Genomic DNA, 12,751 nt, shown 5'->3' on the forward strand with positions numbered 1-12,751 from the left:
GGGATGGCGCGGCCGCCGGGCACGGCTCAGGCGGCGCCCCGCGCGGTGGGCTCGAGGTCGAGCGCATGCTCGCGCACGAGCTCGAGCGCGTGCTCGATCGCGCCGATCGCGACGCATCGTTCGCCGAGCTCCGACCTCCGCAGCTCGGGAGCGGTCGGATCGTGGCTGCCCTCGAGGATGGCGGCGGCTCGTTCGATCATCATCGGCAGCGACTCGGCCGCCGCGCCGCTCACGATGATGCGATCGACGTCGAGCAGGTCGCCCAGCACGAGGCAGATGCGTGCGAGGCGTTCGGCGAGGCGATCGACGATCGCGTTCGCGGCGGGATCGCCCGCCCGCGCGGCGTCGCCGACGGCACCCTCGTCGAGCGTGTCGGGATCGAGCCGGCCGAGCGGGCTGTCGGCGGGCAGGCCGGCACGGATGGCATCGACCGCCCATCTGCGGGCGAGGAGGGCGAGGCCCTCCGGCGAGCCGACGCCCTCGACGTGCTCGAGGAAGCGCAGCTCGCCCGCGCCGCCCCGGCGGCCGCGCACGAGCCGCCCGTCGATCATGAGGCCGGCACCCAGGCCCTCGCCGACGATGAGCGCGATGTACGAGTCGACGTCGCGACCCCCTCCCTCGGGTGTCGACCGCTCCGCGATCGCGGCCAGGTTCGCGTCGTTCTCGACCGTGACGAGGTGGGCGTCGTGGGCGAACTCCTCGGCGTACCGCGGGTTGGTGATGCTCCAGAACCAGTCCTCGGCGGGCGAGTTGCCGTCGGCGTCGACGGGCGCGGGCACCGCCACCGTGATGGCGAGCACGTCGGCGGGCGCGACGCCGGCGTCGGCGAGCGCCTCGCTGACGGCGCGCCGGGCCAGCGAGCGCCGCTCCTCCGCGTCGGCGAGGCGCTCGACCCGGTCGGGGCCGGGCGCGGGAATGCCGACTCCGTGCCGGCCGATCGGGGTGCCGCGCAGGTCGGCGACGGTGGCGGAGACGTGGTCGTAGCCCGCGTCGATGCCGACCACGATCGCGGCCCGCTCACGCAGCGCGTACCTCCGCGCCGGCCGTCCCTTCGTGTACGCGCCGACCGCGCGCGCATCGTCGAGCTGCTCGAGCCAGCCGTTCTGCACGAGCTCGTCGCACACTCCGATAACGGTCGAGCGGGTGAGGCCCGTCGCGGCCATCGCATCGGTGGCGGTGAACGCGCGGGTGCGCCAAGCGTGGTCGAGCACGCGGCGGGCATTCACCCGGCGCAGCACCTGCGGCGACGTCGCCGCTTCGATCCTGTCCACCCCTTGACCTTTCCGAGTCCCTCGGTCATTATTTACGACAACAAGTAAATCTACACTCTAAATTTACTTCCGTCAGGGTCGACGAGCCGGGTCCGGCGCCGTCGGCCCGGAACCACGAGGAGACGACGACGTGCCTCATCGCGCAGACCGCCCCGCCCCACGCATCCCGCGGCGACGGCGCTTGCCGCTCGCGCTCGCGACCGCAGGACTCCTCGGCGCCACGATCGCCCTGTCCGGCTGCGCCGGCGCAGCCGGCGGCGGACCGGCCGAGATCACGTTCCACATGTCCAAGCCGGAGGCGATCCCGTTCTTCCGCGACCTCGTCGAGCGCTACAACGACGAGCAGTCCGAGGTCGAGGTGACGCTCGACACCGCCTCCAACCTGTCGGCCGGCTTCCTCCGCGGCAATCCGCCCGACGTCGGGCTGCTGAACTACAACTACGAGATGGCGCGCTTCATGGAGCGCGGGGCGCTCTCCGACCTCTCCGACATGCCCGAGGCCGAGCGCATCCGGCCCGAGGTCCAGGAGCTCGTCGACCAGTACGCCACCTACCCCGGTCGCACCAGCGTCCTGCCGTACTCGGTCGCCGCGGCATCCGTCATCTACAACGTCGAGATCTTCGAGGAGAACGACATCGAGGTGCCGACCACCTGGGACGAGATGATCGCGGTGTGCGACAAGCTCGAGGCCGCGGGCGTCACCCCGATCTACAGCACCTACAAGGACACGTGGACGCTCGGCCAGGGCCTCTTCGACTACAGCGTCGGCGGCCTGGTCGACGTGCCCGAGTTCCTCGACAAGATGGAGGAGCTCGGCACCGAGGTCGGCCCCGACTCCGAGGTCTCGTTCCAGAAGACGATCCTCGAGCCGTCCGAGAAGATGAAGCAGCTCGCCGACTACTCAAACGACGACGCCGCCAGCCGCGGCTACGGCGACGGCAACGTCGCGTTCGCGAACGGCGAGGGAGCCATGTACATGCAGGGCCCATGGGCGCTCGGCGAGATCGCGAAGACGAACCCCGACCTCGAGCTCGCGACGTTCCCGCTGCCGTCGTCGGACGACCCCGACGACCTGAAGGTGCGGGTCAACCTCGACCTCGCACTGTGGATCCCCGAGGCGAGCACCGAGAAGGAGGCGGCGCGCGACTTCGTCTCCTACCTCATGCAGAAGGAGGTCATGGACGAGTACAACGCCGCGTTCCTCGGATTCGGCACGACGACCGATGCGGCGGAGGTGACCGATGAGCGCATCCTCCCGATGCAGGAGTACTACGACGACGGCGCGTTCTACCAGGGCCTGTCCCGGTCGATCCCGCTGACCATCCCGATCGACAACTACATCCAGACCATGGCGACCGGCGGGGACATCCCCGAGACCCTCGCCAAGATCGACGCCGACTGGGCGCGGCTCGCGCTGCGCGGCTGACCGGGCGAAACCGAGAGAGGACTCCGTCATGAGCACACCCATCACGACCGCCGCGGCCTCAGCCGGCGCGCTGGTCGACGAGGCCGAGCACGGCCAGGTCGACCACCTCGCGGGCGCCGCCCACGACAAGCGGGGGCGCCCGCGGGTCGACCCGATCTACTACTGGTTCCTCATCCCGACCCTCGTGGTGTTCACGCTGGCCATCACCGTGCCCGCGATCCTCGGCATCTTCTACTCGTTCACCAACTTCATCGGGTTCGGCGACTGGCAGTTCATCGGGCTGACCAACTACGTCGCGGTGTTCTCCGACCCCGCGATCCTCGCCAGCTACGGGTTCACGTTCGGCTTCGCGATCGTGACGGTGCTGCTGGTCAACGTGATCGCGTTCCTGCTCGCGGTCGGGCTGACCTCGCGCATCAAGCTGAAGACGCCGCTGCGGGCCGTGTTCGTGATCCCGATGGTGATCTCGGGCATCATCATCGCCTACGTCTTCAACTTCCTCTTCTCGAACTCGCTGCCGCGGCTCGGATCGTCGCTCGGCATCCCCTGGCTGTCGGAGTCGATCCTCGCCAATCCCGACCTCGCCTGGCTCTCGATCGTGATCGTGACCGCGTGGCAGTCGATTCCGGCGACGCTGCTGATCTACATCGCCGGACTGCTCTCGATCCCGGGCGACGTCTACGAGGCCGCCGACATCGACGGCGCGAATGCGGCCCGCCGGCTCTGGTCGGTGACGCTCCCGCTGGTCGCGGGGTACGTCGTGATCAACGTGATCATCGGCTTCAAGAACTACCTGAACGTGTACGAGGTCATCGTCGGCCTGACCAACGGCGGCCCCGGCACGGCGACGCGGAGCATCGCGATGACGATCTTCACCGGCTTCACGGGCGGCGACTACGCCTACCAGATGGCCAACGCGACGATCTTCTTCATCATCGCCGTCGCCATCTCGGTCCTCCAACTTCGAATCTCCCGCGGAAGGGCGGCGATCTCATGACCACGGCAACCAAGCGAATGCCCGCTCCCGCCACGACGACCCGCACCCGCGAGGGAGCGGCCGCCACGACCGCGCTCCGCCGCCGGCGCCGGGTCGGCCAGGAGCGCACCAATTGGGCGGCGACGGTCATCCTGCTCCTCTGCGCCCTCACCGTGCTCCTGCCGCTCTACGTCACGATCTCCATGTCGATGAAGTCGACCTCCCAGGCGGTCGACGGCAACGCGTTCTCGCTGCCGAACCCCATCGACTTCTCCGGGTTCGCGCAGGCGTGGGAGCTCACCAACTTCCCCGTCGCATTCGTGATCTCGTTGTTCATCACCGCCGGCACCGTGGCCGGCACCGTGATCCTCGGGGCCCTCGCGTCGTACGCGATCGTCCGGAACTGGGATCACCGGCTGTTCCGCTGGTCGTTCTTCTACCTGCTCACGGCGCTGTTCCTGCCGTTCCCGGTCGTGGCGCTCCCGCAGATCCAGCTGACCGGGCTCGTGGGGCTCGCGAACCCGGTGGGCGTGATCATCCTCAAGATCATGTTCGAGCTGTCGTTCAGCATCCTGCTGTTCACCGCGTTCCTCCGCTCGATCCCGCTCGAGCTCGAGGAGAGCGCGCGGATCGACGGTGCGACGACGTGGCAGACGTTCCGCCAGCTCATCTTCCCGCTGCTGGCCCCGATGAGCGCCACGGTCGCGATCTTCGCCTTCCTGGCCTCGTGGAACGACTTCATGATGCCGTCGCTGATCATCGCCGACTCCGCGCAGCAGACCCTGCCGGTCGTGCAGTCGATCTTCCAGACGCAGTTCAGCAACAACTACAACGTGTCGTTCGCGTCGTACCTCATGGCGATGGCGCCGGCCATCATCGTCTATCTCTTCACCCAGCGCTGGGTGATGGAGGGCGTCACGCAGGGCGCGGTCAAGGGCTGATGACGGAGGTGCTCGCTCGTCCCGAACTCGATCGGCTCCGGGACGACGCCGACTGGTGGCGTCAGGCCGTCGTGTACCAGGTGTACCCGCGCAGCTTCGCCGACGCCGACGGCGACGGCCTGGGAGACCTCCGCGGCATCGTCTCGCGCGTGCCGTACCTGCGACGGCTCGGCGTCGACGCGGTCTGGCTCAGCCCGTTCTACCCGTCGGCGCTCGCCGACGGCGGGTACGACGTCGACGACTACCGCGACGTCGACCCGCGGCTCGGCACGCTCGACGACTTCGACGAGATGATCGCCGCGCTCCACGACGTGGGGATCCGCGTGATCATCGACATCGTGCCGAACCACACGTCGAACCGCCACGCCTGGTTCCGCGAGGCGCTCGCGTCGCCCCGCGGCTCGGCGGCCCGCGCCCGGTACGTCTTCCGCGACGGCCTGGGGCCGGATGGCGCGCTGCCGCCCGCCGACTGGACGAGCGCGTTCGGCGGTCCCGCGTGGGAGCCCGTCGGCGACGGCCAGTGGTACCTGCACTACTTCGCGACGGAGCAGCCCGACCTGAACTGGGACAACCGCGAGGTGCGCGACGACTTCCTGCGCACCCTGCGGTTCTGGTCGGATCGCGGCGTCGACGGGTTCCGCATCGACGTCGCGCACGGCCTCGCCAAGCGGCTCGGCGACGAGCTGCCCGACCAGGCGACGCTCGACGCGCTGCCCCGCGACGGCGCGCACCCGCTCTGGGACCGCGATGAGGTGCACGACATCTACGCCGAGTGGCGGCGGGTGTTCGACGAGTACACGCCGCCGCGCACCGCGGTCGCGGAGGCGTGGGTCGAGACGCACCGCCGCCCGCGGTACGCCAGCGTCGAGGGACTCGGCCAGGCGTTCAACTTCGACCTGCTCGAGGCGCCGTTCGACGCCGACGCGTTCCGCCGCATCGTCGATGCGAACCTCGCCCTGGCGGCCGCCTCGGGCTCCTCGACGACGTGGGTGCTCTCCAACCACGACGTCGTACGGCACGCCACGCGCTACGGGCTGCCCGAGCCATCCGAGCCGGGCGAGAAGCACGGTGCCGCCTGGCTGCTCTCGGGCGGTGCCGAGCCCCGACTCGACCGCGAGCGCGGTGTGCGGCGCGCCCGCGCCGCGAGCCTCTTCATGCTCGGGCTCCCCGGCTCGGCGTACCTGTACCAGGGCGAGGAACTGGGCCTGCACGAGGTCGCCGAAATCCCCGCGGCCGAGCGCCAGGATCCGGCGTACTTCCGCAACCCCGGCGTCGACATCGGCCGCGACGGATGCCGCGTGCCGCTGCCGTGGACGAGCGAGGGCGGGTCGTTCGGCTTCGGGTCGGACGGCGCGCACCTGCCGCAGCCCGAGTGGTTCGGCGAGCTCGCCGCCGACGTGCAGGCCGACGACCCGTCGTCGACGCTCTGGATGTACCGGCGTGCGCTCGTGCTGCGGGGCGACCTGCAGGCGCCGGAGGAGCTCGAGTGGGTGCCATCCGCCCGGCCCGATGTCGTGCACTTCCGGCGCCCGTTCGGGTGGGAGGTCGTCATGAACTTCGGCACCGAGCCGGTCGACCTGCCCGCCGGGGCGCCGCTCGTCGCGAGCGGTCGCCTCGACCACGGGCGCCTGCCCGGCGAGACGACGGTGTGGCTGCGCGCCTGACCGGCGGAATCGCTTGACGGGCGCGCCGCCGCGTGGTCGCATGACGGCATGGACGGCGCGCGACCCGAGCTGATCACCGACGACGCGCTCGACGACCTCGAGCGGGCGGCGGTCGGACGCGTGCGCGGACGCGTGCTCGAGATCGGCGCGGGCGAGGGCGAGAACTTCGGCGCGCTCCACCACGACGTCGACTGGGTCGGCCTCGAACCCGACGCCGAGCGGCGCCGCGAGCTCGCGACGCGGGCGCGCGAGTGGGGCCACCGGTCGGCGCCGCTCGACGCGGTGGCCGAGGCGATCCCGCTGCCCGACGCATCCGTCGACGCGGTCGTCGGCACGTACGTGCTGTGCTCCGTGCGCGACCAGCGCGCGGCGCTCGCGGAGGTGCGGCGCGTGCTCCGGCCCGGCGGTCGCGTCGTGTTCGTCGACCACGTCATCGCGCCTCCGCGCACGCTCAAGCGCGCGGTGCAGCGCGTCGTCACGCCGTTCTCGGCGCGGTTCTGCCACGGCTGCCACTGGGACCGCGACACGGGCGCCGCCCTCGTCGCTGCGGGGTTCGCCGGCGACGACGTGCGACTGGTCCGCGTGCCCTCGTTCCCCTTCGGGCCGACCAGGGTGCTGCTGTTCAGCGGGCACGTCGCCGCGGCCGGTGCCGAGACCGGGACGGAGGCGGCATGACTCCGGGCGCGTCGCCGCGGATCGTCGTGCTCACCGGTGCGGGCATCTCCGCCGAGAGCGGCGTGCCCACCTTCCGCGACGCGGGCGGCCTGTGGGAGGGGCACCGGGTGGAGGACGTCGCGACGCCCGACGCGTTCGAGCGCGACCCCGACACCGTGCAGCGGTTCTACGACGCGCGCCGGCGTGCCGTGGCATCGGTCGCACCCAACCCGGCGCACGCCGCGCTCGCCCGTCTCGAGGCGGCGCTCGGAACCGACCTGCTCCTCATCACCCAGAACATCGACGACCTGCACGAGCGCGCCGGCTCGGAGCGGGTCCGGCACATGCACGGCGAGATCGGGCGCGCGCGATGCCTGGAATGCGAGGCGCGCGTCGACGTTCCCGGCGATCTCGTCGATGCGCCGCCGTGCCCCCGATGCGGCCGGCGGATGCTGCGCCCCGACGTCGTCTGGTTCGGGGAGATGCCGTACTGGCTCGACGACATCGACCTCGCCCTCGTCGCGTGCGAGCGGTTCGTGGCCATCGGCACCTCGGGCGCCGTGCACCCCGCCGCCGGGTTCGTGCTCACTGCGGCGGCGTTCGGCGCGGCGACCCTCGAGCTGAACCTCGCCGAGAGCGAGATCACGCCGTTCTTCGACGAGAGCCGGCTGGGACGCGCGAGCGAGCTCGTGCCGCAGTGGGTCGACGAGGTGCTCGCGGGCCGGATGTCCCGGGGCTAGCCGCGTGCCGGCGCCGACGCGCGCCCGACGCGCCAGAGCACGACGACCAGCAGCAACGCGACGGCGAGGCCCGCGGCGATGCTCGCGAGCAGCACCCAGTCGGCCGGCCCGGTCCCGCCCGTGAACGCGAGCCCGACGACGACGCTCGCCGCGATGCAGCCGAGCGATCGCGCCGTCTGGAAGAGGCCCGCCGCCTGGCCGACGTGGTCGGGCGGCGCGGCGACGTACAGCGACTGCGTGATCGAGATGAGGACGAAGACGTACGGGATGCCCACGGCGGCGGTCACCGCGAGGACCACGGCGATCGCGGTGGACGCGCCGAGCAGCGGCAGCGCGAGCGTTGCCGCGGCGAGCGCCGCCGAACCGATCACGAGGGTGCGCTGCGCGCCGCGCCGGTCGATCAGGCGCTCGACGAACGGGGTCATCACGACGTTGAACGCGGCGAGCGGCAGCAGGAGGGCCCCGACGAGGTCGGTGCGGTAGCCGGCATGGTCCTCGAGGTACTGCGGAATGCCGAACAGGGCGCTGTAGAAGACGAGGTTCGCGAGCACGAACAGCGCGTACACGCGGATGAGCGGCACGTTCGCGGCGAGCAGGCGCAGATCGATGAACGGCGAGGGCGTGCGCAGCTCGCGCCAAGCGAAGAGCGCGCCGGCGCCGACCGCGACCGGCAGGAGGAGCCACAGGGGGCCCTCCGGCAGCTCGAGCAGGAACACGAGCAGCGTCGCGACGGCGACGACGAAGAGGATGATGCCCGGCACGTCCGACTCGCGCAGCGTCCGGGCGAGCGGCACGCGCTCGCGCGCGGGGTCGCGCGGGGCGAGCAGCGCCGTGCTGACCAGCGCGATCGCCGCGAGCGGCACGTTGATCCAGAAGATGGCCTCCCAGCCGAAGGCGACGATGAGCAGTCCGCCGAGCACCGGTCCGACCGCCGCCGAGCTGGTGTCGATGAGCTGGATGCGGGCGATCATCTTGGGCGCGCTCCCGCCGCTCGTCGCCGCGACCGCCCGGAGCATCGCTGCCGCGGAGGGGAACGCGGTCGCCGTCCCGATCGCGAGGAGCACGCGTACGGCGCACAGCCAGGCGAGGTCGGGAGCGAAGGGCCCCAGCGCGCCGGCCGCCATGATCGTGCACATCCCCGCGGCGAACACGCGCCGCGGCCCGTACCGGTCGGCGAGCCGGCCCATCAGCGGCTGCAGCACCGCCGAGGTGAGGTAGAACACCGAGATCACCCAGGTCACCGTGGCCACGTCGACCGCGAACTCGCGGCGCAGCGTGCTGAGCGAGACGGCGACCATGCCCGAGTTGAGGGCGCTGAGGATCGTGCCCGTGCACAGCGCGGCGATCACCCACCGGGACGCGTGGGCGGGGGCGTCGCGAGCCGCACCGCCAGCCGGCGCGGCCCGGTCTGCGCCGGGGTCGTGCCCGTGCTCGCGCCGACGCCGCCCCATCGCTCGCGCCCTACTGCGGGTCGCCCGCGCCGATCGGATGCACGGGGTCGAGCACCGAACGCGCGAGCATCGTCGCACCGGCCACGGCGGCCGGCATCGTGACGACCGCGCCGAGCGGCACGAGGAAGCACAGCTGCGTCGCCACGCCGAAGCCGAGGAACCGCCAACGGTGCGCCCGGATGAGCCCACGACGCACGGCGGGGTCGAGGCGACGGGCGTCGAACACGCGCGCCGTGAGCTCGCGCGCGAGCAGGCGCCCGGTGAGGACCGCGCCGAGGACCGCGGCGAGCACGCCGCCGACCACGGGGAGGAAGCCGACCGCGGCGACCGCGACCGCCGAGACCAGCCCCTGCAGCACGAGCACCAGCGCACCGCCGACGCCGCTCCAGAAGCTCGGCCCCTCGGGCGGCACCGTGCCGCCGAGATCGGCTTCGACCGCCTTCCAGATGCGCTCGTAGAACGGGTCGCCGACGATGAGCGTCAGCGCGGTGAACGTGACGAACGCGAGCACGGCCGCGCCCGCGAAGACGACGACCGAGACCAGCGCGCGGAACGCCGAGCGCCAGAACTCCTGCCATCCGTCGGCGAACGGCGTCGCCCAGTCGACGAGCCCCGGCAGTCCGATGCCGAGCGCGACGAGGCCCCACACGAGCGCCGCGAAGACGATCGCCGCCGGCATGAGTCCGAGCAGCATGACCCCCGGATCGCGGCGCCAGAAGCCGAATCCGCGCAGCAGCATGCGCGCACCCGAGGCGAGTTCCTTCAGCATCGGCCCCAGCATAGGCAGGTGGGCGCAGGGCGCCGGCGTTCGTCGCGGAGCGTCACGCAGGGCCCGCGTTCCCAGCCGTCGGCGCTATCGTCGTAACGCTCAGTCCGGCACCGCCGGCCGAACCCGACCGGAGAAGGAACCGACCCGGAGATGACCGTGACCTCGACGAAGCCCTCGCGCGCCGCCGAATGGTGGAAGGCGCAGCGCCGGCGCGTCCTGTGGGGCGTCGGCATCGCGCTGGCCGTCCTCGTCGTCGCGGTGGTCGTCGCGCGCGTGCTGCGCGGCGTTCCCGCCGTGGAGGCGTTCATCGCGGAGTACCCCGGCATCGTGCCGCCGCCCGAGGGCGCTCCCGTCGGGATCCCGGCCTGGCTCGGCTGGCAGCACTTCCTCAACGCGTTCTTCCTCGCCCTGCTGGTCAAGACCGGGCTCGAGCTCCGCGGCAAGCGGCGCCCGCCCGGGTTCTGGACGCGCGACAACACCCGGTGGCCCCGCACCAGGCGCGCGCCGCGTCGATTGGGCATCTGGCTGTGGTTCCACCTGTGGCTCGACGCGCTCTGGGTGCTCACGGGCGTCGGCTACGTCGTGCTGCTCTTCGCGACCGGGCAGTGGATGCGCATCGTCCCGACCGACTGGGCGGTCGTGCCGAACGCGATCTCGGCCGCGCTGCAGTACGCCTCGCTCGACTGGCCGACCGAGGACTCGTGGGTCGTGTACAACTCACTGCAGCAGCTCGCGTACTTCACCGTCGTGTTCATCGCGGCGCCGCTCGCACTGCTCACGGGACTCCGCCTGTCGTCGGTGTGGCCGACGGAGGGCCGGCTCGCGAGTCCGGCGACCGAGAAGTCGGCCCGTGCCATCCACTACCCGGTCATGTTGTTCTTCCTCGCGTTCACCTTCGTGCACGTCGTGCTCGTGTTCACCACGGGCGCGCTCCGCAAGCTGAATCAGATGTACACGGCGCGCGACACCGACGACTGGCTCGGCTTCGTGGTGTTCGCCCTCTCCGTGGTCGCCATGGTGGCCGCATGGGTGCTCGCGAAGCCGCCGCTGCTCAAGCGGATCGCCGCGGCGTCGGGCCGCGTCCAGGGCTGACGGATGCCGCGTGCCGCTCGGTAGGCTCGAACGATGAGCCGCACCATCTGGATCATCCTCGGCGTCATCGCCTCCGTCGTCATCGCGTGGTTCGTGGTCGACCTCGTCTTCAGCGTCGTGTGGTTCATCGTCAAGCTCGCGGTGGTCGCCGTCGTCGCGGTCGTGGTGTTCCTCGCGTTGCGCGCATGGTTCGGCCGCACCGGCGACCGCAGGCAGGTGGAGCGCTGACGCGCGTGCCGCGCCCACGCGACGTCGCGCCCGACGGGGTGCGCCAGCGAGACTGACAGCGCTCAGCGATGCTGGTCGAACAGCACGGGGTTGCCGTCGGGATCCACCACGATGAAACTGCCCGGCCCCGAGCCCGACTCGTCGACCTCGCTCGCGAACTCCAGCCCGCGCTCGCGGAATGACCGCTGCAGCTCGCGCACGTCGGTGAAGCTCTCGACATCCTGCGCCTGCTGGTCCCATCCCGGGTTGAAGGTCAGCAGGTTGCGTTCGAACATCCCCTGGAACAGCCCGATCACGTGGTCGCCGCTGCGCAGGACGAGCCAGCCGTGCTCGGGGTCGCCCATGAACGCCTCGAAGCCGAGCTTCTCGTAGAAGGCGCGCGAGGCGTCGAGGTCCTTCACCGCGAGGCTCACCGAGAATGCGCCGAGTTCCATCACGACTCCTTCCGCCGCTTCTTCGACGCCGCCCACTCGACGAGCCGGTCGGCGTCCCAGGTGGTGACGATCCGTTCGGGCGGGATGCCCGCTGCCTCGGCCCGGGTGGCGCCGAGCGCGAGGAACCCGAAGTGGCCGGGCGCGTGGCCGTCGGTGTCGATCGTGAACCGGCACCCGTGCTCGAGCGCGAGCGCGATGAGGTCGTCGGGTGGGTCCTGCCGCTCCGGGCGCGAGTTGATCTCGACCGCGACGTCATGCTCGGCGCACGCGGCGAACACGGCGTCGGCGTCGAACTCGGACTGGGGGCGGGTTCCGCGGGAGCCCTGCACGAGCCGGCCGGTGCAGTGCCCGAGCACGTTGGTGCGGGGGTCGCGGATGGCGCCCAGCATGCGCGGCGTCATCTCGCGCGACGGCGAGCGCAGCTTCGAGTGCACGCTCGCGACGACCACGTCGAGCCGGTCGAGCAGGTCGGGTCGCTGGTCGAGCGTGCCGTCCTCGAGGATGTCGACCTCGATCCCCGTGAGGATCCTCACGCCGAGGTCGCCGCGGTCGCGCCCGCCGGAGTCGGACTCGCCCTCGCCGTGCCCGGCGTTCAGCGCGGCGACGATCTCGAGCTGCGACTCGAGGCGCTCGGGCGAGAGCCCGTTCGCGACGCGCAGGTTGGGGGAGTGGTCGGTGAGGGCGAAGTACTCGAGCCCGGCGGATGCCGCGGCGCGCGCCATCGCGGCGATGCTGGTCGTGCCATCGGACCATTCGGAGTGCGCGTGCAGGTCGCCCTTCAGCAGCCCCCGCAGGCCGGCGTGCGACTCGGCACCCGCGCGCTCGCGGAGGTCGGCGAGGTACGACGGCGTGCCGCCCGCGAGCGCCTCGGTGATCACGCCGAGGCTCGAGTCGCCGATCCCGGGGGTGCGCTTCAGTCGGCCGTCGGCAGCGCGGGCGCGGAGCTCGTCCTGCGACAGCGGCGCGATCGCGGCCGCCGCCCGTCGGAACGCCTTCGCCTTGAACGGCGAGGCGAGCTGCACCTCGAGCAGCGTCGCGATCTCCTCGAGCGCCTGCACCGGGTCCATCGCCCCAGTCTGCCGCGCGGGGCGCCGGTGGTCGAGGG

Annotated in this window: 13 protein-coding genes; 8 read left to right on the forward strand and 5 right to left on the reverse strand. The window is 71.7% G+C overall.

From position 1 onward, the window contains the following. Window positions 1–26 precede the first annotated feature (26 nt). On the reverse strand, window positions 27–1,271 hold the full coding sequence (locus tag ACZ4TW_RS08795; protein ID WP_465542119.1) for an ROK family protein: 1,245 nt from the start codon (window positions 1,269–1,271) through the stop codon (window positions 27–29). Between the two features lie 130 nt (window positions 1,272–1,401). Between ACZ4TW_RS08795 and ACZ4TW_RS08800 the strand changes: the two genes are divergently transcribed. The 6 genes from ACZ4TW_RS08800 to ACZ4TW_RS08825 are packed head-to-tail and all read left to right on the forward strand — an operon-like array spanning window position 1,402 to window position 7,672. Continuing rightward, a complete protein-coding gene (locus tag ACZ4TW_RS08800) occupies window positions 1,402–2,697 on the forward strand; it encodes an ABC transporter substrate-binding protein (RefSeq protein ID WP_465542121.1) in 1,296 nt (431 codons plus the stop codon). A 28-nt stretch (window positions 2,698–2,725) separates the two neighbouring features. After that, a complete protein-coding gene (locus tag ACZ4TW_RS08805) occupies window positions 2,726–3,694 on the forward strand; it encodes a carbohydrate ABC transporter permease (RefSeq protein WP_465542123.1) in 969 nt (322 codons plus the stop codon). Between the two features lie 17 nt (window positions 3,695–3,711). Continuing rightward, entirely contained in the window at window positions 3,712–4,614 is a 903-nt protein-coding gene (locus tag ACZ4TW_RS08810) for a carbohydrate ABC transporter permease (RefSeq protein WP_465542320.1), read from the forward strand. Then, window positions 4,614–6,278 (forward strand): glycoside hydrolase family 13 protein, encoded by a 1,665-nt coding sequence (locus ACZ4TW_RS08815; protein ID WP_465542125.1) that lies wholly within the window; start codon window positions 4,614–4,616, stop codon window positions 6,276–6,278. The genes ACZ4TW_RS08810 and ACZ4TW_RS08815 overlap by 1 nt, the downstream gene beginning before the upstream one ends. 48 nt (window positions 6,279–6,326) lie before the next feature. Beyond that, window positions 6,327–6,953: a class I SAM-dependent methyltransferase gene (locus ACZ4TW_RS08820; protein WP_465542127.1), complete on the forward strand. Its 627-nt coding sequence runs from the start codon at window positions 6,327–6,329 to the stop codon at window positions 6,951–6,953. After that, window positions 6,950–7,672: an NAD-dependent deacylase gene (locus ACZ4TW_RS08825; RefSeq protein ID WP_465542129.1), complete on the forward strand. Its 723-nt coding sequence runs from the start codon at window positions 6,950–6,952 to the stop codon at window positions 7,670–7,672. The genes ACZ4TW_RS08820 and ACZ4TW_RS08825 overlap by 4 nt, the downstream gene beginning before the upstream one ends. On the opposite strand, the gene ACZ4TW_RS08830 is transcribed toward ACZ4TW_RS08825, so the two are convergent. Together ACZ4TW_RS08830 and ACZ4TW_RS08835 are read right to left on the reverse strand one after the other, a co-directional pair. Further along, complete coding sequence (locus ACZ4TW_RS08830) at window positions 7,669–9,123, reverse strand: MFS transporter (RefSeq protein ID WP_465542130.1); 1,455 nt, start codon at window positions 9,121–9,123, stop codon at window positions 7,669–7,671. The two genes, ACZ4TW_RS08825 and ACZ4TW_RS08830, sit on opposite strands and share 4 nt — an antisense overlap. A 10-nt stretch (window positions 9,124–9,133) precedes the next feature. Next, window positions 9,134–9,892 (reverse strand): EI24 domain-containing protein, encoded by a 759-nt coding sequence (locus ACZ4TW_RS08835; protein ID WP_465542131.1) that lies wholly within the window; start codon window positions 9,890–9,892, stop codon window positions 9,134–9,136. Between the two features lie 150 nt (window positions 9,893–10,042). Between ACZ4TW_RS08835 and ACZ4TW_RS08840 the strand changes: the two genes are divergently transcribed. Beyond that, window positions 10,043–10,984 (forward strand): cytochrome b/b6 domain-containing protein, encoded by a 942-nt coding sequence (locus tag ACZ4TW_RS08840; RefSeq protein ID WP_465542132.1) that lies wholly within the window; start codon window positions 10,043–10,045, stop codon window positions 10,982–10,984. 33 nt (window positions 10,985–11,017) lie between these two features. Beyond that, window positions 11,018–11,212, forward strand: coding sequence for a hypothetical protein (locus tag ACZ4TW_RS08845; RefSeq protein ID WP_465542133.1), 195 nt, complete (start codon window positions 11,018–11,020; stop codon window positions 11,210–11,212). Window positions 11,213–11,274: 62 nt separating this feature from the next. Here the strand turns inward: ACZ4TW_RS08845 and ACZ4TW_RS08850 are convergent, their stop codons facing one another. Beyond that, window positions 11,275–11,646: a VOC family protein gene (locus tag ACZ4TW_RS08850; RefSeq protein ID WP_465542135.1), complete on the reverse strand. Its 372-nt coding sequence runs from the start codon at window positions 11,644–11,646 to the stop codon at window positions 11,275–11,277. Then, entirely contained in the window at window positions 11,646–12,713 is a 1,068-nt protein-coding gene (locus ACZ4TW_RS08855) for a PHP domain-containing protein (protein WP_465542137.1), read from the reverse strand. The genes ACZ4TW_RS08850 and ACZ4TW_RS08855 overlap by 1 nt, the downstream gene beginning before the upstream one ends. Between the last annotated feature and the right edge of the window lie 38 nt (window positions 12,714–12,751).

It is taken from the genome of Agromyces sp. NPDC029043 (assembly GCF_055564615.1).

What these genes read in the sequence shown, in the direction of transcription:
- ACZ4TW_RS08805 (WP_465542123.1), top strand. Translation starts at nt 2,726, where the DNA reads ATGAGCACACCCATCACGACCGCCGCGGCCTCAGCCGGCGCGCTGGTC.
- ACZ4TW_RS08820 (WP_465542127.1), top strand. Translation starts at nt 6,327, where the DNA reads ATGGACGGCGCGCGACCCGAGCTGATCACCGACGACGCGCTCGACGAC.
- ACZ4TW_RS08815 (WP_465542125.1), top strand. Translation starts at nt 4,614, where the DNA reads ATGACGGAGGTGCTCGCTCGTCCCGAACTCGATCGGCTCCGGGACGAC.
- ACZ4TW_RS08845 (WP_465542133.1), top strand. Translation starts at nt 11,018, where the DNA reads ATGAGCCGCACCATCTGGATCATCCTCGGCGTCATCGCCTCCGTCGTC.
- ACZ4TW_RS08830 (WP_465542130.1), bottom strand. Translation starts at nt 9,123, where the DNA reads ATGGGGCGGCGTCGGCGCGAGCACGGGCACGACCCCGGCGCAGACCGG.
- ACZ4TW_RS08855 (WP_465542137.1), bottom strand. Translation starts at nt 12,713, where the DNA reads ATGGACCCGGTGCAGGCGCTCGAGGAGATCGCGACGCTGCTCGAGGTG.
- ACZ4TW_RS08850 (WP_465542135.1), bottom strand. Translation starts at nt 11,646, where the DNA reads ATGGAACTCGGCGCATTCTCGGTGAGCCTCGCGGTGAAGGACCTCGAC.
- ACZ4TW_RS08825 (WP_465542129.1), top strand. Translation starts at nt 6,950, where the DNA reads ATGACTCCGGGCGCGTCGCCGCGGATCGTCGTGCTCACCGGTGCGGGC.
- ACZ4TW_RS08810 (WP_465542320.1), top strand. Translation starts at nt 3,712, where the DNA reads ATGCCCGCTCCCGCCACGACGACCCGCACCCGCGAGGGAGCGGCCGCC.
- ACZ4TW_RS08835 (WP_465542131.1), bottom strand. Translation starts at nt 9,892, where the DNA reads ATGCTGAAGGAACTCGCCTCGGGTGCGCGCATGCTGCTGCGCGGATTC.
- ACZ4TW_RS08840 (WP_465542132.1), top strand. Translation starts at nt 10,043, where the DNA reads ATGACCGTGACCTCGACGAAGCCCTCGCGCGCCGCCGAATGGTGGAAG.